At 64.0% G+C, this 20135-nt stretch carries 17 protein-coding genes; 12 read left to right on the top strand and 5 right to left on the bottom strand.

From position 1 onward, the window contains the following. The first annotated feature begins 30 nt into the window (after positions 1-30). Positions 31-1680, top strand: coding sequence for an MFS transporter (locus HU770_RS20700; RefSeq protein WP_033698066.1), 1650 nt, complete (start codon positions 31-33; stop codon positions 1678-1680). Next, entirely contained in the window at positions 1677-2810 is a 1134-nt protein-coding gene (locus HU770_RS20695) for an HlyD family secretion protein (RefSeq protein WP_186665247.1), read from the top strand. The genes HU770_RS20700 and HU770_RS20695 overlap by 4 nt, the downstream gene beginning before the upstream one ends. A gap of 403 nt (positions 2811-3213) precedes the next feature. Here HU770_RS20695 and HU770_RS20690 read toward each other — a convergent pair whose 3' ends face one another. The 5 genes from HU770_RS20690 to fdnG are packed head-to-tail and all read right to left on the bottom strand — an operon-like array spanning position 3214 to position 9634. After that, positions 3214-4089 carry an AEC family transporter gene (locus tag HU770_RS20690; protein WP_186665245.1) on the bottom strand — a complete coding sequence of 292 codons (876 nt, stop codon included), beginning with the start codon at positions 4087-4089 and terminating at the stop codon, positions 3214-3216. 56 nt (positions 4090-4145) lie between these two features. Then, complete coding sequence (gene fdhE, locus HU770_RS20685) at positions 4146-5057, bottom strand: formate dehydrogenase accessory protein FdhE (RefSeq protein WP_186661398.1); 912 nt, start codon at positions 5055-5057, stop codon at positions 4146-4148. After that, entirely contained in the window at positions 5054-5689 is a 636-nt protein-coding gene (locus tag HU770_RS20680; RefSeq protein ID WP_033698072.1) for a formate dehydrogenase subunit gamma, read from the bottom strand. Before HU770_RS20680 ends, fdhE begins: the two co-directional genes overlap by 4 nt. Further along, a complete protein-coding gene (fdxH, locus tag HU770_RS20675) occupies positions 5686-6570 on the bottom strand; it encodes a formate dehydrogenase subunit beta (protein ID WP_186665243.1) in 885 nt (294 codons plus the stop codon). The genes HU770_RS20680 and fdxH overlap by 4 nt, the downstream gene beginning before the upstream one ends. A 13-nt stretch (positions 6571-6583) precedes the next feature. Continuing rightward, the gene (gene fdnG / locus HU770_RS20670) at positions 6584-9634 is read right to left on the bottom strand and encodes a formate dehydrogenase-N subunit alpha (RefSeq protein WP_186665241.1); all 3051 of its coding nucleotides are present in this window, start codon (positions 9632-9634) and stop codon (positions 6584-6586) included. A 757-nt stretch (positions 9635-10391) separates the two neighbouring features. Here fdnG and HU770_RS20665 point away from each other — a divergent pair. The 10 genes from HU770_RS20665 (at position 10392) to eco (ending at position 20114) form a co-directional block, all read left to right on the top strand. Then, positions 10392-11681 carry an MFS transporter gene (locus HU770_RS20665; RefSeq protein ID WP_033698075.1) on the top strand — a complete coding sequence of 430 codons (1290 nt, stop codon included), beginning with the start codon at positions 10392-10394 and terminating at the stop codon, positions 11679-11681. A gap of 229 nt (positions 11682-11910) precedes the next feature. Then, complete coding sequence (locus HU770_RS20660; protein WP_186665239.1) at positions 11911-12222, top strand: hypothetical protein; 312 nt, start codon at positions 11911-11913, stop codon at positions 12220-12222. A gap of 48 nt (positions 12223-12270) precedes the next feature. Beyond that, positions 12271-12822, top strand: coding sequence for a YbhB/YbcL family Raf kinase inhibitor-like protein (locus HU770_RS20655; protein ID WP_033698083.1), 552 nt, complete (start codon positions 12271-12273; stop codon positions 12820-12822). 548 nt (positions 12823-13370) lie between these two features. Further along, positions 13371-14432 carry a 3-deoxy-7-phosphoheptulonate synthase gene (locus tag HU770_RS20650; protein ID WP_186661391.1) on the top strand — a complete coding sequence of 354 codons (1062 nt, stop codon included), beginning with the start codon at positions 13371-13373 and terminating at the stop codon, positions 14430-14432. A gap of 79 nt (positions 14433-14511) precedes the next feature. Further along, entirely contained in the window at positions 14512-14793 is a 282-nt protein-coding gene (locus HU770_RS20645) for a peptidylprolyl isomerase (RefSeq protein ID WP_186661390.1), read from the top strand. Between the two features lie 64 nt (positions 14794-14857). After that, positions 14858-16693: an extracellular solute-binding protein gene (locus HU770_RS20640; protein ID WP_238347561.1), complete on the top strand. Its 1836-nt coding sequence runs from the start codon at positions 14858-14860 to the stop codon at positions 16691-16693. Continuing rightward, positions 16690-17748 (top strand): microcin C ABC transporter permease YejB, encoded by a 1059-nt coding sequence (locus tag HU770_RS20635; protein WP_186665236.1) that lies wholly within the window; start codon positions 16690-16692, stop codon positions 17746-17748. The genes HU770_RS20640 and HU770_RS20635 overlap by 4 nt, the downstream gene beginning before the upstream one ends. Continuing rightward, on the top strand, positions 17748-18764 hold the full coding sequence (locus HU770_RS20630) for an ABC transporter permease (RefSeq protein ID WP_186661385.1): 1017 nt from the start codon (positions 17748-17750) through the stop codon (positions 18762-18764). Before HU770_RS20635 ends, HU770_RS20630 begins: the two co-directional genes overlap by 1 nt. A 44-nt stretch (positions 18765-18808) precedes the next feature. After that, on the top strand, positions 18809-19579 hold the full coding sequence (gene hbdH, locus HU770_RS20625; protein WP_186661384.1) for a 3-hydroxybutyrate dehydrogenase: 771 nt from the start codon (positions 18809-18811) through the stop codon (positions 19577-19579). Between the two features lie 55 nt (positions 19580-19634). Further along, the gene (eco, locus tag HU770_RS20620; RefSeq protein WP_033698096.1) at positions 19635-20114 is read left to right on the top strand and encodes a serine protease inhibitor ecotin; all 480 of its coding nucleotides are present in this window, start codon (positions 19635-19637) and stop codon (positions 20112-20114) included. Positions 20115-20135: the final 21 nt, after the last annotated feature.

Below are 20135 nucleotides of genomic sequence, written 5' to 3'. Positions count from 1 at the left end.
ATGCCCATGCCCGTCACGTACAGTCTGCCTATGAACAAATACGCCCCACGCCAGTGGCTCCCGCACGAAAAACCCAGCCTGCCTGGGTCGCCCTCTACTCCCCTGCACACGCCCGGAAAACGCCTGGCCTATGGGGTGGTGGGGCTGCTGGTGGCGATCACCGGTGGCCTGGGCAGCGCGCTGGTAACGGCCAACCTGGTGTTCCTGCAGGGTGCCCTTGGGGCGACCACCGCCGAAATGGCCTGGCTGCCGGCCGCCTATGTGATGACCAACGTGTCGATGAACCTGCTGCTGGTCAAGTTTCGCCAGCAGTTCGGCTTGCGCGCCTTCACCGAAGTGTTCCTGGTGCTCTATGTACTGGTCACCTTTGCCCACCTGTTCGTCAATGACCTGAACTCGGCAATCGCCGTGCGCGCCGCCCACGGCATGGTCGGCGCCGCGCTCAGTTCGCTGGGCCTGTACTACATGATCCAGGCGTTCCCTGCGCAGTGGCGGCTCAAGGCTATGGTCCTGGGCCTTGGCGCCTCGCAGCTGGCCTTGCCGCTGGCGCGGATCTTCTCCGAAGACTTGTTGCAGATCGCTGAATGGCGCGGGTTGTACCTGTTCGAGTTGGGCTTGGCACTGGCCGCACTGGGTTGCGTGCTGATGCTCAAGTTGCCGCCTGGCGACCGCTTCAAGACCTTCGAGCCGCTCGACTTTCTGACCTTCACCCTGATGGCCAGCGGCACCGCCCTGCTTTGCGCCGCACTGTCGCTGGGGCGCATCGACTGGTGGCTGGAGGCGCCTTGGATCGGTGTGGCGCTGGCGTCGTCGATCGGCCTGATATTCAGCGGCCTGGCCATTGAACACAATCGCCAGAACCCCTTGCTGATGACACGCTGGCTGGGCAGCGGCACGATCATCCGCCTGGCCCTGTGCGTGATCCTGATTCGCATGGTGACCTCGGAGCAGTCCACTGGTGCGGTGGGGTTTCTGCAGGCGCTGAACATGGGCAGCGAGCAGATGCGCACGCTGTACGCGATCATGCTGTTCGGCGCGGTGGCCGGCCTTGCCACCAGCGCCCTGACCATCGACCCCAAGCACCTGGTCATCCCGCTGCTGGTTTCGCTGCTGGCAATGGCCGTCGGGGCCTTCATGGACAGCAGCTCAAGCAACCTCACGCGCCCGGCGCAGATGTACCTTAGCCAGTTCCTGCTGGCCTTCGGCAGCACCTTCTTCCTGGGCCCGTCGATGGCCCTGGGCATCAGCCATGTGCGGGCCAACCCGCGCAACCTGGTGAGTTTTTCGGTGCTGTTCGGCATCTGCAACAACCTCGGCGGCCTGATTGGCGCAGCGCTGCTCGGCACCTTCCAGACCTGGCGGGAAAAATTTCACTCCAGCCACCTGATGGACCGGCTCAGTTACCTTGAGCCGCTGGTCAACGCCCGCGTGCAAAGCGGTGGCGGCGGTTATGCCGGGATCCTCGCCGACCCGGCGCTGCGCAGCGAAGCCGGCCTGCGCGTGCTAGCCAGTGCGGCCACCCGGGAGGCCAACGTGATGGCCTACAACGATGTCTTCATGCTGATCGGCAGCATCGCTATCCTGACCATGGTCTGGATCTGCATCCGCAGCACCTGGCTCTGGTACACGGCCGCCAAGGCCACCTCCTCCGACTCTAGCCGTAGCGCGCCTACCCGATGACCGACGAAACCCGCACGACCACCACCACCGCCCTCGCCGAGACCCCGGAAGGCACGCCGCCCCCCAGTGAACCGACCAGCCCGGTACGCTCGCGCCGGGTGCGCATCCTGTCGACGGTCAGTTTTGCCTGCGTAGCCCTGGCCGGCATCCTGTTGGTGCTCTATGCCTGGCGCCTGCCGCCGTTCGGCAGCGCCATCGAGAGTACCGAAAATGCCCTGGTGCGCGGCCAGGTGACCATCATCGGCCCGCAACTCAGTGGCTACATCGTCGATGTACCGGTGCATGACTTCCAGTTCGTCAAGGCGGGCGACCTGCTGGTGCAACTGGACGACCGCATCTACAAGCAACGCCTGGCCCAGGCCATCGCCCAATTGCAACAGCAACAGGCGGCACTGGCCAATAACCTGCAGCAACGCAACAGTGCCGAGGCCACCATCGCCCAGCGTCAGGCTGCCATCGGTGATGCGGCAGCCCAAGCGACCAAGGCCAAGGCCGACCTCGGCCGTAACCAGGCACTGGTCAGCGACGGCTCGGTGTCGCGCCGCGAGCTGGACCTGGCCCGTGCCAGCCAGGCGGCTGCCGTCGCCAGCCTGGCCCAGGCCAAGGCTGCACTGGAAATCGCCCGCCAGGACCGGGAAACCGTGGTGGTCAACCGGGCTGCGCTGCAAGCCGCGGTGGAAAATGCCAAGGCCGCCGTGGAGCTGGCCCGCATCGACCTCGACAACACCCGTGTGACCGCCCCGCGCGACGGCCAGCTGGGGCAGATTGGCACGCGCCTGGGGGCCTACGTGAACTCGGGTGCGCAATTGATGGCGCTGGTGCCCGACACGCTGTGGGTGATCGCCAACCTGAAGGAAACCCAGATGGCCGCAGTGCGTATCGGCCAGCCGGTGAGTTTCACCGTGGATGCCTTGAACCACCTGAAGCTGTACGGCCATGTGCAGCAGATTTCGCCGGCCACCGGCTCCGAGTTCGCGCTGCTGCAGGCGGACAACGCCACCGGCAACTTCGTCAAGATTGCCCAGCGGATCCCGGTGCGCATCACCGTGGATGCCGACCAGCCCCAGGCAAAACGGTTACGGCCAGGTATGTCGGTGGTGGTGAGCATCGACACCCGTGACGGGCAGTAGGTACCTGCCGAGGTGCCGTCTTGCCGCTCTAGGCCGTGGGGTTTGCCTGGCTTTGGCTTGGCGGTGGTGCTGATATCGAGCACCGCCCGCGCGGCGCATCGCGACGCAAGGCCGCTCATTCGTTTCGGGCCAATTATTCCTGTGGCATTGGCGCGCGGCCCCTTGGTGCCCCCTCAATATCGCGTCGTACAAACAAGGCGGTCGCGCGCAAATGCCACTGGCCTCACTGGCCCGAAACGAATGTAGGAGCGGCCTTGCGTCGCGATGCGCCGCGCGGGCGGCGCTCGATATCCGCCCCCCTGAAGAAACCAAGCCAGGCACCTGATGCCCCTCCCTACAATCTCCAGCCCCACCCAAAAAAACTCGAACAACACAACTGCCCCCCACAACGTAAACCTACGCGCTACAACCATGCAGCCAGCACAACCGGCAACCAGGCAAACGACAGCACAGTCGAACACATCACCAGGTTCGCCACCTGCTCGGGCGAGCGATTGGCCCGTACCGCCATCAGGTAGTTGAACACCGCCACCGGCATCGCGGACTGCAGCATCAGCACCGCCCGCTCCAGCGGTTCCATGCCCAGCCCCGCGCCCACGGCCCAACCCACTGCCGCGCCCAGCACGATACGCAGCCCACCCAACAGGATGCCGCTGCCGACATGCTGCAAGCGGATGCTGGCCAACGATACCCCCAGGGTCAGCAGCATCAGCGGTATGGTCATGCCGCCAAGCAGGTCTGCCGTGTTGGCCAACCAATGCGGCAGTTCGAAATCGAGAAAGATGATCGGCATCGCCCCCGCCAGGCTGATCACGATGGGGTTGCGGGCCAGCGCCTTGAGTGACGCCGCCGTGCCCGAGATGGCCATGCCGATGGTGAACTGCACGATCGACAGGGTCAGGAAAAACGCCACCGCCAGGGCCAGCCCATGCTCGCCGAAGGCGTACAGGCTGATCGGCAGGCCCATGTTGCCGGTATTGGGGAACATGAACGCCGGCAACAGCACCCGCCAGTGTTGCCCCGAGACGCGGCACACCAGCAGCCCTGCCAGGGCCATGCCCAGCGTGCACAACAGGCAGGCCACGGCCATGCTGGTGAACGCCGTCGGGTCCAGTTCGGTGCGGCTCAAGGTCGACAGCACCAGCGAGGGCGTGCCGACCGTCATCACGATCCTGGCGATGAACTCGGTGGGGTAGTCCAAGCCTTTGCGAGCCCAGGCGAAACCAATGCCGGCAACGATGAACACGGGTGCCAGAACGGCGAACAACGATGCCAGCATGAGCCTTACCTTCCTGGGTTGGGGAAGGCGTCAGTATGCCGCAGTGTTACGCCGCATCAACCCGGAAACAGAAATGGGTTGATGCTGCTACGGGCAAAGCCTTGCCCTTCAAGCTCGGCATCCAGCCGCAGCGTGGCCAGGTCATCGGCGACAGGTTCCAGCGCCGGGTCGTGCTCGTAATAGAACGCCTTGAGGTAGCTTTCGCAGTCGCCGCAGCTTTCTGCCTTGACCGCACTGTCCTGACGCTCCAGCGACCAATAGTCCAGTTTGCCGGTGTGTTCGCAATTGCTGCACTTGACCCGCACCATGTGCCAGCGGCTCTCGCACAGCCCGCAATGCAAATAGCGCAGCCCGGCACGCTTGCCCGTGAGGATGACGCTGGCCACCGGCGCGCTGGCGCATACCGGGCAGAACTGGCGGTGCTCCCCCACTGCCGCGTGGGCATGGGCAGGCAGTGCCGCCGCAAGTTGCACGAAGTACAGCCCCAGGGCGGCCCACAGGAACAGCGCCTGGCCGCTGTCCACTTCGCCATAGCGGCCCTGCAGCAGGTGCTCGGCGCAGGCTTCGCGCTGTTCGTGGCTCAATGCGGCAAGCGCATCCAGCGCGGCGCGTACCGGGCCGCTGGCCTCAGCGCGCAGCTCTTCGATCAACGCTTCGAGCGCTTGCTGCCAGTAACGCGAACGCGGCAACTGCTGCACCGCTAACGGCGCAGCGTCGCCCATCCGCTGGGCAAGGGCCTCAAGCTCGGGCGCAGGCACCGGAAAACGCTCCAGCAGCCGCTGCTGGGCCTGTGCAACGGTGGCGGCGAAGCCCAGGTAATCAGCCTGCTCATGCCCCTCGGCCAGCTGGCGCAAACGCGCTGCGCGCTTGGCAAAGTGCTGACCCAATTGCGGCAGCAACAAGGCGCTGATAGCGCCCACGCCACCGCTGGGCTGCTCGACCGCCGTCAGTTTGATGCTGCTGCTCATTTCTTCTCACTCTTGTTGCTGATCTGCTGGTACCAGCGGTCATGGTGCGACTTGGCCCAGGTACGCGAGACGTAGCCTGTGATCATGCCGCGAATCGAGCCCTTGACCCAGAACGCCAGGTAAGCGTGGCCGATGATCAGCAAGATCAGCGAGATGCCGGCCAGGGCATGGGTAAACAGGGCAATGCGGATCAGCGGGATGCTGAAGTAATCGGCAAACCACGGCCGCCAGATGATCACGCCACTGCCCATCAGCAAGGTGATCAGGCCCATGATCCCCCAAAACAGGATCTTCTGGCCGGCGTTGTACTTGCCGATGCGCAGCGGCTGGCTGTGATCGCCTGCCAGCACCTTGTTGACGTTGCGAAACCAGATGGCGTCTTCACGTTCGGGCAGGTTGTACCTGACAAAGCGCACGAACAGGAACATCAGCACCACGTACACCACCACCCCGAAAAACGGGTGAAGGATACGCGCCAGCTGTGGCGTGCCGAACACCCCGTTGAGCCAGTTCAGCGACGGGAAGAACCACGACAGCCCCGACATCGCCACCAGGAAGAAACAGATGACCATGAACCAGTGGCTGGCCCGGTCGATGAAGCGCGTGCGCAGAATCAGTCGGTCCTTGTTCATACCTGGGTCTCCTTTTCGTCTTCCTCGACTTCGTTGGGGCCAACACCGATGTAGTGGAACACCGTGCCCGCCAGGGTGGCGAAGAACGCTGCGGCGGCCACCGGCTTCAGCCAGCCTTTCCAGCCCTCGATGGCGCTGCTGATGCGCGGGTCCGGGTTGAGCTTGTGGTACAGCTGCGGCTTGTCGGCGTGTTGCAGCACGTAGAACACATGGGTGCCACCCACGGCCTGCGGGTCGTAGATACCGGCACCGGCAAAGCCGCGGCCTTGCAGTTCGCTCACGCGCTCTTCGGCCCGCACCAGCATGTCGGCCTTGCTGCCGAAGTTGATCGCGCCGGTCGGGCAGGTTTTAACGCAGGCCGGTTCCTGGCCGACCGTGACCCGGTCGACGCACAGCGTGCACTTGTAGGCCTTGTTGTCCTTCTTGCTGATGCGCGGCACATCGAACGGGCAGCCGGCCACGCAGTAGCCGCAGCCGATGCAGTGCTCGGACTGGAAATCGACGATACCGTTGGCGTACTGAATGATCGCACCCGGTTGCGGGCAAGCCTTCAGGCAGCCAGGGTCGGCGCAGTGCATGCAGCCATCCTTGCGGATCAGCCATTCCAGCTTGCCGTTTTCGTCCTGGTGCTCGTCGAAACGCATCAGCGTCCAGGTGTCTGGCGTAAGATCGGCCGGGTTGTCGTACACGCCGACGTTGTGCCCGACCTCGTCACGCAGGTCGTTCCACTCGTTGCACGCTACCTGGCAGGCCTTGCAGCCGATGCAGATGCTGACGTCGATCAGCTTGGCCACCTCGGCCTGGTGGTCGCGGGCACGGGGCGCGGGGGTGAAGGCGTTGGTCGCCGAACGGCGAATGATGTCTTGGGATTGCAGGGACATGTGCGTCGCTCCGTCAGGCCTTTTCCACGTTCACCAGGAACGCTTTGTATTCCGGGGTGTTGGTGTTGGAATCACCCACGCCTGGGGTCAGCGTGTTGGCCAGAAAACCCTTGCGGGTAGCGCCTTCGAAGCCCCAGTGGCAAGGGATGCCGATGGTGTCGACCATCTGCCCGGCAACCTCCAGGCGCTGGACCCGCTTGGTGACCACCGCCTTGGCCTTGATGTAGCCGCGCTTGGTGGTCACCCGCACCAGGTCGCCCTGGACGATGCCCTTCTCCTTGGCCAGCACTTCGCCAATCTCGATGAACTGCTCGGGCTGGATGATCGCGTTGAGCCGCGAGTGTTTGGTCCAGTGGCGGAACAGCTCGGTGATCGAATAGGTGGTGGCCACGTAAGGGAACTCCTCACGGCTGCCCATGCGCGCCCGGTCGCTTTCGTACAGCCGTGCGGTCGGGCTCTTGCTGACATTGGGGTGCAGCGGGTTGGACACCAGCGGGCTTTCGATCGGTTCGTAATGCTCAGGGAACGGCCCATCGTTCATGGCCCCGACCGAAAACAGCCGCCCTACCCCTTCGGGCAGCATGATGAACGGGTTGACATCGCTGCCGGGCGCGGCGGTAACCGGGTAGTCCGGCACATCGCTGCCAGCCCAGCGGCTGCCATCCCAGGCAATGATCTGGCGCTTCGGGTCCCAGGCCTTGCCCTGAGGGTCGGCCGAGGCACGGTTGTAGAGGATGCGGCGATTCTGCGGCCAGGCCCACGCCCAGCCCGGTGTGCAGCCCAGGCCGCTGTCGGCGTTGTCGCGGCGGGCCATCTGGTTGCCGGCTTCGGTCCAGGAACCGGCGAACACCCAGTTAAAGCAGGCGGTACTGCCGTCGTCACGCAATTGGGCGAAGTTGTCCAGCAACTGGCCCTTGCGCAGCACCAGGTTGCCCTTGTCGTCATGCAGGTCGGTCAGGGCGTAGCCGTTGGACTCCTTGGCGACTTCCTCGGGTTCTGGGTCGTAGGGGTTCTTGTAGTCCCAGGCCATGTTCAACACGGGCTCGGGGCACACGCCGCCCTCGCGGCGATACAGCTCGCGCAGCTTCATGAACAGGTGGCCGAGGATCTTGCCATCGTGCCAGGCTTCACCCGGTGGCGCCGCGCCGGCCCAGTGCCATTGCAGCCAACGGCTGGAGTTGACGATCGAGCCGTTCTCTTCGGCGAAGCAGCTGGAGGGCAGGCGGAAGACCTCGGTCTGGATGGCTGCCGGGTCGACGTCGTTGGACTCGCCATGGTTCTGCCAGAAGCTCGATGTCTCGGTCGCCAGCGGGTCGATGATCACCAGGAACTTGAGCTTGGCCAAGGCCTCGGCAGCCTTGTTCTTGTCCGGGAAGGCCGCGATCGGGTTGAAGCCCTGGGCAATGTAGCCGTTGACCTTGCCTTCGTACATGCGGTTGGAATAGTTGAGCACATCGTAGCTGTCGTCCCACTTGGGCAACCAGTCGAAGCCCCAGTTGTTCTCGCGGGTGGCCTGGTCGCCCCACAGGCTCTTCATCAGGCTGATGAAGAACTTGGGTGTGTGCTGGTAGTAGTTGACCTGCCCCGGCAGCTGGGCGCTGGGGGTGGTTTCCTTGAGGTAGGTTTCGACGCTGGTCTGGTTGTCGGACGGCAGGTTCATGTAACCCGGCAGGCGTTGCGACAACAGCCCCAGGTCGGTATAGCCCTGGATGTTGGAGTGCCCGCGCAGGGCGTTGACGCCGCCACCGGCCATGCCGATATTGCCCAGTAGCAGTTGGATCATGCCCGAACCGCGGATCATCTGGGCGCCCGTGGTGTGGTGGGTCCAGCCCAGGGCATAGAGGAAGGTCGCAGTCTTGTCTGGTGCGCTGGTGCTGGCAAGGATCTCGCAAATCTGCAGGAAATCGTCCTTGGGCGTACCGCACAACTCGTTGACCCGCTCCGGCGTGTAGCGGCTGACATGCTGCTTGAGCAGGTTGTACACGCACCGCGGGTGGTTGAGCGACATGTCGCGCTTGGCAAAGCCCTGCTCGTCGAGCTCGTAGGCCCAGGAGCTGCGATCGTAGCGTCGGGTGCCTGCGTCGTAACCGCTGAACAGGCCGTCGTCGAAACTGTAGTCGCTGCGCACGATCAGGCTGGCATTGGTGTAGGCACGCACGTACTCATGCTGGATACGGTCGTGGCTGATCAGGTAATTCACCACCCCCATGAGGAAGGTGATGTCGGAGCCGGCGCGGATCGGCGAGTACAGGTCGGCCACCGAGGCGCTGCGGTTGAAGCGCGGGTCGACCACGATCACCTGGGCGCCGTTGCGGATCTTCGCCTCGATCACCCACTTGAAGCCCACCGGGTGCGCTTCGGCGGGGTTGCCGCCCATGATCAGCACCACGTTGGCGTTCTTGATGTCCACCCAGTTGTTGGTCATGGCGCCACGGCCAAAGGTCGGTGCCAGCGCCGATACGGTCGGGGCGTGACACACCCGGGCCTGGCTGTCGGTGCCGAGGATGCCCAGAGCGCGAGTGAAGCGCTGATCGAGCGAGCCGGTTTCGCTGCTGGCCGCCGAGGAACAGAGCATGCCGGTGGACAGCCAACGGTTGACGGTTACGCCCTTGGCGTTCTTTTCGATGAAGTTGGCATCGCGGTCGTCCTTCATCAGGCGGGCGATGCGCTCGATGGCATGGTCCCAGCTGATGCGCTGCCACGTGTCCGAGCCTGGGGCGCGGTACTCCGGGTACAGCAGGCGCTGTTCGCTGTGGATGTAGTCCACCAGCCCCGCCCCTTTCGGGCACAGCGAGCCCCGGCTGACCGGGTGGTCCGGGTCGCCTTCGATATGGAAGATGCGCGCCTTGGCGTTCTTCGCACCGTCGCCCAGGCTGTACATGAGGATGCCGCAGCCTACCGAGCAGTAGGTGCAGTTGTTGCGTGTCTCTTTGGCGCGCAACAGCTTGTATTGGCGTGACTGGCTGGCATTGGCCACCGCCGGTGCAAAGCCCAGCGACACGCTGGTCGCTGCCGCCGCCCCGGCCGTGCAAAGTTTGAAAAATTGTCGTCTGCCAAGTGCCATGGGCATCTCCTCATCTAAGCCCGGCTCGGTACCGGGCGAACAGGCATTACTTATCAACGGGTGTAATCGGCAAGTCGTTCTAGTTGGGTGACGGGCACTAATCGGCGGCAATAGGTACTCGCAGTGCGTTGATATAAACGCAACTTTTTGGCAAACACTAAATGGGCCGTGGCATCACTCGTTTATCAAGGCGCCCCTTGCAGGTCGCGGCCGCCATTGTAGTGGCAGGATGCCGCAGGGACCAATTGACCGGCTTGATCGCTTGATAAGTTTTATCGATCAATGCACTGCGATGGCAACTAACTGCATAACTGTATTGATTCAGATCAATAAACGGACTCGGCAACTCGATAAATCCATGAATCAATACGACTAAAGTTATTTACCCTTACAAATTATTATTAGCAGGCTGTAGTCTGGGTGCAGCTGCACTCCCCCCTGCGGCGTCTCGTCGCAGGCCAATGCCCCTTGGGCAAATCGATGCAAGCACGTAGAATCGCGCTTCCTTTTCGCCCGTCGCCTTGAACGGTGGCAACCGGCAGCAACGACAGAGTCCGTGCCTGAACACATGAACGCACATGTGAAATAGGCTCAACCCACCCCGCCCGGCCCAGTTCTTCCAAGGCCCAGCGGTTGAGTCTTGCCCAGGTCGCATCCCTCCCAGGCACATCCGTGCAGCCTCTTGGCCCCTTATCGGGCCATGTCGGCGTGCGCGTCCGAAGAGGCGCTCATTCCGCTCATCCACCTTGAGGTACATATGTCTCCGCGTTTGCTGGCCATGGCGCTGGCGCCCCTGCTCGGGCTGTTTATCATTGCCCTGGGCAACGGCTTCATGTCTTCCCTGACCACCCTGCGCCTGGGCGCTGCCGGTGAATCGGCAACCACCATCGGTATCGTGTCGTCGAGTTACTTCATTGGCCTGACCCTTGGCGCGATCTTCAATGACCGGCTGATCCTGCGCATCGGCCATATCCGCGCCTACACCAGCTTCGCCTCGCTGATCGCTGCAACCATCCTGCTGCAGGGGATGTTCTACGACACTACGTGGTGGTCGATCCTGCGTTTGATCAACGGCTGGGCCGCGGTGGGCGTATTCCTGGTGATCGAGAGCTGGCTGCTGCTGGCCGGCGACGCGAAGATCCGGGGCCGCCTGCTGGCGCTGTACATGATTGCCTTCTATGGCGCTGGCGTGATTGCCCAGGCAGGCCTTGGCGAGATCACTCGCCTGGGCGATACCGCACCGTTCATGCTCGCCGGCATGCTTGCGGCGCTGTCGGTGCTGCCGATCGTGATCCTGCCGCGGGTGTCGCCGCTGCTGGACCAGGTCGAGCCACTGAAACCGCGGCAACTGCTGGGTGTTGCACCGTCGGGCCTGGTCGGCTGCTTCGGTTCGGGCGTGGCGATTGCCGGCATTTATGCCCTGCTGCCGCTGTACCTGCAGCGCATCGGCCTGGACGTGGGGGAAGTCGGCAACATGATGGCCTGGGTCATCCTCGGTGCCATGCTGCTGCAATACCCGGTTGGCCGCTGGTCTGACCGCAAAGACCGCCAGGACGTGCTGATTGCCCTGGCCGGGCTGTGCGTGGTGCTGTCGTTGATCACGGTGTTCCTGCCGTCTGAATCGTCATTGCTGCCGGCGATGCTGTTCCTGCTGGGTGGCGGGGTGTTCGCCCTGTACCCGGTGGCGGTCAGCCACGCGGCCGACCGTGCACCGTCCGACGCCCTGGTGCCGATGATCCAGGGCTTGCTGCTGATCAACTCGCTGGGCTCGGCGCTGGCGCCATTGGCGATTTCGCCGATGATGACGTCGTTCGGCGAAGCGGGGCTTTTCTGGGCCTTTGCGGTGGTCAACTTGGGGATGGTGAGCTTCTTCCTGTGGCGCCGTGGCAAGCGCCCGGCGGCGGAGCACCCGGCACCGTTCACCGCCTCGACTACCTTCTCGCCCACAGGCGCTGAGCTGCGGGTGACCGAAGACCTGATGCATGCGGCGCAGGAGCATCCGCCGCTGGAACCCGTGGAAAGCACCCGCCCCGACCCCATCCGCTAATCGCTTTTTGTAGGAGCGGCCTTGCGTCGCGAACGGGCTGCGCAGCAGCCCCGGCAATCTCTGCGGCCAAGCTGAAATCCCGGGGCTGCTGCGCAACCCGTTCGCGACGCAAGGCCGCTCCTACACAAGGCCGGATCCGGGCTGTGCGTGACCACCCGTCGCCCGAAGGGCACCGCGCCGGCGCTGCCCGGCCAAAGGAATGACAGATCATCCGCAAGGGAGATACACCATGATCCGCATTCGTCCCCTCTCGCTGTGCCTGGCCCTGGCCTTGGGCGTCATCAGCGGCACCAGCTTTGCCGCCACCGAGCCCACCAATACCGACAGCCACCCGCAAACCGATCAATCCGGCGGCAAGACCGCCGGTGATGACAGCAGCGTCAACAGCCCCGGCAGCGGCCAAGACAACGACAGCAGCAACACCGGCACCAGCATCGATGCTGCAGACGGCGCCAGTGGCGGCTCCAACAGCACGGGCGAGGCCACAGGCTCGGGGGCTGGCAGCAGCGGCGGCACCGCCGAGGACCAGGACAGCCGTTAAGGCCAGCCTGGACTACACTGCGCCCCATTGCCCTGCCAAGGAATTGCCATGAACATCAAACCGTGGCTGCTCGCAGCCCTGCTGCCGTGCAGCGCACTGGCCGCAGGGCCGGGTTCTGGTGCGCTGTCGATCAGCTCATCGTCGTTCACTGACGGCGGGGTGATCGCCTTGCAACAGGTCGGGCCAGACCCGGCCTGTGGTGCCGGTGAGGAACGCACGCCGCAGTTGAGCTGGGACAACCTGCCCGCAGGCACCCGCTCGCTGGCGTTGGTGATGTTCGACCCCGATGGCGGCAAGGGCCTCGGGGTGGTGCACTGGATCGCCTACAACATCGACCCGGCCCTGGATGGTTTGAAAGAAGGTGTGGCCGGGCAAACCACCCATGCCGTGACGGTGGGGCGCAATTCCCGCGGCACCGCCAGCTACCGAGGCCCCTGCCCGCCCGCCGGGGACAACCCGCACCACTACGCACTGACCTTGATCGCCACCGACCTGGCACCCGGCATCCTGCCAGCTGAACTGGACCGCAATGGGCTGCTTGAATTGCTGCAAGGCCATGCACTAGGTGCGCAAACCTTGGTAGGGCGTTACGGCCACTGATATTGGCAGTAATGATCTGCCCCATAGCATTTACCCATTGAACGGCACGCCCGATCTGCAGTAAGCTCGGGCTCATTCACTGGAGAGCAACATGCCGAAACACACCTGCAATCACGCCAACCACACCGGTCGCACCCTGCGCCCTGTGCTGGCCGTTGCCGGTAGCATGGCCCCTGCCAGCTTTTATTTTGGGTATTGGTTTAGCCACTAGGCGCCGCTGATACCTACACGGCGCCCACTTTCGAGGGGCCGCCGAACATGAGAATACTCAAACCCCCGGTCGGCTCCCCGACCGGGGGTTTTGCTTTTCAGGCCTTTGAACAACACCGATTCATATTGAGGACAGATCCATGAACTACGCCACTTATTACTCCGCAAGCACCTATGCCTGGCGATTTAGCCAATCCCGTTCGGGCCAGCCTGCCGCCTCCGTTCGGTCCCTCAAAGGTGGCAACGCTGCAGACAACACACACTCAACGATCTGTCGAACACCTCGATAGGGCCGACCGCGCGGGCCACAACCCGCCGTCCGCCCAGGGAAAAACGCCATGCAAGCCTCGAACCTCGCCCTGCCCCTGACCCAACCGCAAGCTGCCAATACCACCGTCAGCCAGCGCCTGCCCAGCCCGCACCTGCTCAAGCAGCAAATGCCGCTGACCGCTGAACTCACCCAGCAAGTCCATGCCCATCGCCAGGCCATCCGCGCCATTCTCGAAGGCCGCGACGAGCGCCTGCTGGTGGTAGTCGGCCCATGCTCGATCCATGACCCACGCTCGGCCCTGGAATACGCCGACCGCCTGGCCGCGCTGAGCCGCGAGGTGGACGGCAAGCTGCTGTTGGTGATGCGCGCCTACGTCGAAAAACCCCGCACCACGGTGGGCTGGAAAGGCCTGGCCTACGACCCGCGCCTTGATGGCAGCGATGACATGCATGCAGGTATCGCCCTGTCGCGCGGCCTGATGTTGAACATGATCGAGCGCGGCCTGCCGATTGCCACCGAACTCTTGCAACCGATGGCCGCGGGCTACTTCGACGACCTGCTGGGCTGGGCCGCCATCGGCGCGCGTACCACCGAGTCGCAGATCCACCGCGAAATGGTCAGCGGCCTGGATTTGCCCGTAGGTTTCAAGAACGGCACTGACGGCGGCATCGGCGTTGCTAGCGACGCCATGCGCAGCGCCGCCCACCCGCATCGCCACTTCGGCATGGATGCGCAGGGCTACCCCGCGATCATCGAGACCCTCGGCAACCCCGACACCCACCTGGTGCTGCGTGGCGGCCACAAGGGCCCGAACTACGATGCGGCAAGCATCGCCCAGGCCCGCCAGGGGTTGGCCAAGGTCGGTTTACAGGCGCGGATCATGGTCGATTGCAGCCATGCCAACAGCGGCAAGGACCCGGCACGTCAGCCAGCGGTGTTCGAGGACGTACTGGCGCAGCGCCTGGCCGGTGACCGCTCGATTGTCGGTGTGATGATCGAAGGGCATCTGTTCGATGGCTGCCAGGCCTTGGGCAAAGGCGCTTTGAAGTACGGCGTGTCGATCACCGACGGTTGCCTGGGCTGGGCCGCCACCGAAACGCTGTTGCGCGAGGCTGCACAAAAACTGTAGGAAGCCACCAGCAAGCCTTGCGAGACATTTCCCGAACAAGTGCGCTAGGCTTGCATTTTTACCCTAAGGAGCAGTACCCATGGCCCGTGCCACCGCCCGCCACATCCTGGTCAGCAGCGAAGACAAGTGCAACGAACTCAAGGCCCAGATCGAAGCAGGTGCCGACTTCGCTGAAGTCGCCAAAACCAACTCCACCTGCCCTTCCAGCCGCCAAGGCGGCGACCTGGGCTCGTTCGGCCCAGGCCAGATGGTGAAGGAGTTCGACACCGTGGTCTTCAGCGCGCCGCTGAACGTTGTCCAGGGCCCGGTCAAGACCCAATTCGGTTATCACCTGCTGGAAGTGACCAGCCGTCAGGACTGATGCCACGTTGTTCCTCTGGAACGACGTATCACCTGTAGCAGCACCGGCGTGCTGCTACCGGGGCTTGTATCGCCTGGGCTGGCTGGCATTGGCACTGTGCCTGGCCCAGCCCGCCCACGCCGGCCCCAGCCACGCCTTGACCGTCTATGGCGAAGCACCCCGCTACAGCGACACCTTCCGCCATTTCGACTACAGCAACCCCGACGCCCCCAAGGGCGGCATGCTGCGCCGCTCGGCCCTCGAGATTGGCCAGTTCGACCACATTCTTCCGTACATCGACAAAGGCACCGGCGTCAGCGAAGTCGATGGCTGGCTGTACGCGCCGCTGGCCGTGCGTGCGTTCGATGAACCCTACACCGTTTATGGCCTGATCGCCCGGCGCATGGAACGCGGCCCTGAAGATGCCTGGCTGCGCTTCGAGATCGACCCGCGCGCCACCTTCGCCGACGGCAAGCCGGTGCGCGCCGAAGACGTGCGCTTTACCTTCGAGCTGCTGATGCGCAAGGGCAGCCTCAAGTACCGCACGCAGTTCGCCGATGTCGTCGGGGTGACGGTCGAAAGCCCCCATCGCGTGCGCTTCGACTTCAGGCAAGGCCATGGCCGCACCCTGCCGCTGGACCTGGCGAGCCTGCCGGTGCTGCCCGAGCATGACTGGCAGCAGCGCGACTTCGCCAACGGCGGCGGCTTCGAGCGGCCGGTGGGCAGCGGCCCGTACCGCATCGGGGCTATCGATAATGGCCGCAGCATCACCTTTGAACGGGACCGCAACTGGTGGGCCAAAGACCTGCCTGTCAGCCGTGGCCGGTTCAACTTCGACAAGCTGCGTATCGAGTACTTCGGCGACACCGAAGTGGCGCGCCAAGTACTCAAGGGCGGCGGCTACGACTACAACCGCGAATTCTCCGCCACCGGCTACACCCTAGGCTACAAAGGCGCACAGCTGGACGACGGCCGCCTGCAGCGGGCACACCTGGGGCCAGCCAAACCGCAAGTCGCCCAAGGTTACGTGTTCAACCTGGACAAACCGCAGTTCCACGACCGCCGCGTGCGCCAGGCGCTGGGCATGCTCTGGGACTACGAGTGGAGCAACCGGCAGATGATGCGCAACCTCTACATCCGCCAGCAGAGCGTGTTTTCCAACACCCCGCTGGCAGCCCGCGAACTGCCGGACGCCAGTGAACTGGAACTGCTGGAACCGTTGCGCGGCAAGGTGCCTGATGAAGTCTTCACTCACGTCTTCACGGCCCCGGTCACCGATGGCACTGGCATTGTCCGCACTCAGCAGCTGCAAGCGCTGGCCTTGCTTGAGCAAGCCGGCTGGCGCCCCGAGGGCGATCGCCTGGTGAACACCCACGGCGAACCGCTGGAATTCACCTTCCTCAATGGCCAGGCTGGCCTGGAGCGCCTGCTGCTGCCCTGGAAGCGCAACCTGGCGCAGATCGGTGTCACCCTCAACATCCGCAATGTCGACTCGGCCCAGTACGTCAACCGCCTGATGGCGCGTGACTACGACATGATCGTCACCGGCTACCCGGTGACGCTGTCGCCCGGCGCCGAGCTGTACAACTACTTTGGCTCGCAAGCGGCCCACGACCCCGGCTCGAACAACCTGATGGTGCTCCAGGATCCGGCCGTCGACAGCTTGGTCGATGGCCTGGTGCGCGCCAGTACGCAAGCCGACATGCTGCGCCATGCCCATGCCCTGGACCGCGTGCTGCAGTGGAACTACTACTGGATCCCCAACTACTACCCACCCGGCAGTTCCACGCTCTGGTGGAACCGCTTCGGCCTGCCCAAGGTGCAGGCCACCTATGACGAAGGCCTGGACACCTGGTGGGAAGTCAGCCCTACCGCGCTGACCAACGCGCAGATGGCCGAGCGCAGGAATGCCACCCCATGACCGCCTATGTGCTGCGTCGCCTGTTGCTGATCATCCCGACCCTGCTGGCGATTTTGTTGGTCAACTTCGCCATCGTCCAGGCCGCGCCGGGCGGCCCGGTAGAGCAAGCGGTGGCGCGGCTGCAGGGCATCGGCGGCGGCGCGCCAGGCGCGCGTGCCGAAGGGGTGCACAGCGAATCGCGGGCCACCCGTGGCCTGGACCCGAAACTGATCGAAGAGATCAAGCGCCAGTACGGCTTCGACAAGTCAGCCCCCGAGCGCCTGTGGCTGATGCTCGGCCAGTACACCCGGCTCGACTTCGGCCAGAGCTTCTTTCGCGGGGCCAAGGTCACCGACCTGATCCTCGACAAGCTGCCGGTCACCTTGTCACTGGGCTTCTGGGCCACGCTCATCACCTACTTGGTGTCTATCCCGTTGGGCATCCGCAAGGCCGTGCGCCACGGCAGCCGGTTCGATGCCTGGAGCAGCGGGTTGATCGTGATCGGCTATGCCCTGCCCTCGTTTCTGTTCGCCTTGTTGCTGATCGTGCTGTTTGCCGGTGGCACGTCACTGAACTGGTTCCCGGTGCGCGGCCTAGTATCGGAGAACTTCGACCAGCTGAGCCTGCTGGGCAAGGTCGCCGACTATTTCTGGCACCTGGTGCTGCCGGTCGGTGCGCTGGTGATCGGCGGTTTCGCCACCCTGACGCTGCTGACCAAAAATGCCTTTCTCGACGAGATTTCCCGCCAGTACGTGGTCACCGCCCGGGCCAAGGGCCTGAGCGAGCGCCGCGTGCTCTACGGCCATGTGTTGCGCAATGCCATGCTGCTGGTGGTGGCCGGGCTGCCCCAGGCGTTGATCACGGTGTTTTTCGCAGGGTCGCTGTTGATCGAAGTGATCTTTTCCCTCGATGGGCTTGGGCGGATGAGCTATGAGGCAGCCGTGTCGCGCGACTACCCGGTGGTGTTCGGCACGCTGTTCATCTTTACCCTGGCAGGGCTGTTGATCCGCCTGATCGGCGACTTGTGCTACACACTGCTCGACCCGCGCATCGACTTCGACACGAGGGCCAACTGATGCTCTCGCCCGTCTCGCGCCGCCGCCTGCAACGCTTTCGCCGCAACCGCCTTGGCTGGGTCTCGCTGTGGCTGTTTGCCGGCCTTTTGCTGCTGAGCCTGGGCGCGGAGCTGGTGGCCAATGACAAACCTTTGCTGCTTGGCTACAAGGGCGAGCTGTACACCCCGGCGCTCAAGCGTTACACCGAGCAGCAATTCGGCGGCCAGTTGCCGTTTCAGCCGGACTACCGCAGTGCCTACGTGCGCCAGTTGATCGACAGCCAGGGTGGCTGGATGCTGTTCGCACCGATCCCGTTCAGTGCCGACACGCCGAACTACGATTTGCAAGTACCGACCCCCAGCCCGCCCAGCGCAGCCAACTGGCTGGGCACCGATGACCAGGGACGTGACGTGCTGGCGCGGGTGCTGTACGGCACACGGGTGTCGCTGCTGTTCGCCTTTGCCTTGACTGTGGTCAGCGTGCTGATTGGCGTGACCGCAGGGGCGCTGCAGGGCTATCACGGCGGTTGGGTCGACCTGCTCGGGCAGCGCCTGCTGGAAGTATGGTCGGGCTTGCCGGTGCTGTACCTGCTGATCATTCTCAGCGGCTTCGTCGAGCCGGACTTCTGGTGGTTGCTGGGGATCATGGCGCTGTTCTCCTGGCTGGCCCTGGTCGATGTGGTGCGTGCCGAGTTCCTTCGGGGGCGCAACCTTGAGTACGTCAAAGCCGCGCGCGCGTTGGGGCTGCCCGACAGCCAGGTGATGCTGCGGCACATCCTGCCCAATGCCATGAATGCCACCCTGACGTATGTGCCGTTCATGTTGACCGGGGCGATCACCACCTTGACCGCGCTGGACTTTCTGGGCTTCGGCATGCCGGCCGGGAGTGCTTCGCTGGGCGAGTTGGTGACCCAGGGCAAGCAGCACCTGGAGGCCCCTTGGCTTGGGTTTACCGCGTTTTTCGCGCTGGCACTGGTGCTGTCGTTGCTGGTGTTCATCGGCGATGCACTGCGTGAGGCGTTCGACCCACGCGGGTAACAGCCGCCCCATACATTTTGATCACGTAGACAGGGAGCATCCGCATGACCCTCAAAGGCAAGACTGCACTCGTCACCGGTTCCACCAGCGGCATCGGCCTGGGTATCGCCCAGGTGCTGGCCGGCGCTGGGGCCGACATTCTGCTCAATGGTTTTGGCGACCCGGCACCGGCACTGGCCGAAATCGCCCGCCACGGCGTGAAGGTTGCCCACCACCCCGCCGACCTGTCGGACGTGGCGCAGATCGAATCCCTGTTCGCCCTCGCCGAACGGCAATTCGGTGGCGTGGACATCCTCGTCAACAACGCCGGTATCCAGCACGTGGCTCCGGTGGAGCAGTTTCCGGTCGAAAGCTGGGACAAGATCATAGCCCTGAACCTGTCGGCGGTATTCCACGGCACCCGCCTGGCCCTGCCCGGCATGCGCGCGCGCAACTGGGGGCGCATCGTCAATATCGCCTCGGTGCATGGCCTGGTCGGCTCCACCGGCAAGGCCGCCTACGTGGCCGCCAAGCATGGCGTGGTCGGCCTGACCAAGGTCGTGGGGTTGGAAACCGCCACCAGCAATGTCACCTGCAATGCCATCTGCCCAGGCTGGGTGCTGACCCCGCTGGTGCAAAAGCAGATCGACGATCGCGCCGCCAACGGTGTCGAAGCGCAGCAGGCACAACAGGACCTGCTGGCCGAGAAGCAACCTTCATTGGCCTTCGTCACCCCCGAGCAGCTGGGCGAGCTGGTACTATTTCTGTGCAGCGAGGCCGCAAGCCAGGTCCGCGGTGCCGCCTGGAATGTCGATGGCGGCTGGTTGGCCCAGTGAGGGCCGGCCTTGATCTGGCAAAGGTCTCGCACCTTTCGACTGCAAGGAGGCCTTAATGCGCCCAATCACACTCTCCGCGATCCTGACCTTGACCCTGGCTGCTGCCGCTCCGGCGATGGCCGCCAGCTTGAAGGACGTCGCGCCCTATCCCGAGGCGGAAAAAGGCTACACCCGGCAAGTCATCCACCTGCCCGCCCAGGCCGATGAGTCGGCCTACAAACTGGAAATACTCGCTGGCAAGACGCTCAAAGTCGACTGCAACCGCCAGCACCTGGGGGGCAACCTCGAAGAACGTACCCTTGAAGGCTGGGGCTACAACTACTACCGTCTGGACAAGGTCGCCGGCCCCGCCAGCACGCTGATGGCCTGCCCGGATGGCAAGAAGACCGACGCGTTTGTGCCCGTAGTCGGTGAAGGCTTCATGCTGCGCTACAACAGCAAGTTGCCGGTGGTGGTGTATGTGCCCAAAGGGGTCGAGGTGCGCTACCGCGTATGGTCGGCTTCGCAAGACGTGCAAAAGGCAAAAGTGGAGTAAGCACGTTGCACGATCAGGCAT

The sequence above is a fragment of the Pseudomonas sp. SWRI68 genome, from assembly GCF_014269165.1.
In the GTDB taxonomy this organism is placed as follows: Bacteria; Pseudomonadota; Gammaproteobacteria; order Pseudomonadales; family Pseudomonadaceae; genus Aquipseudomonas; species Aquipseudomonas capeferrum.
Note: the sequence above shows the minus strand (reverse complement) of the source record. Positions and strands in the feature narration are given on the sequence as shown.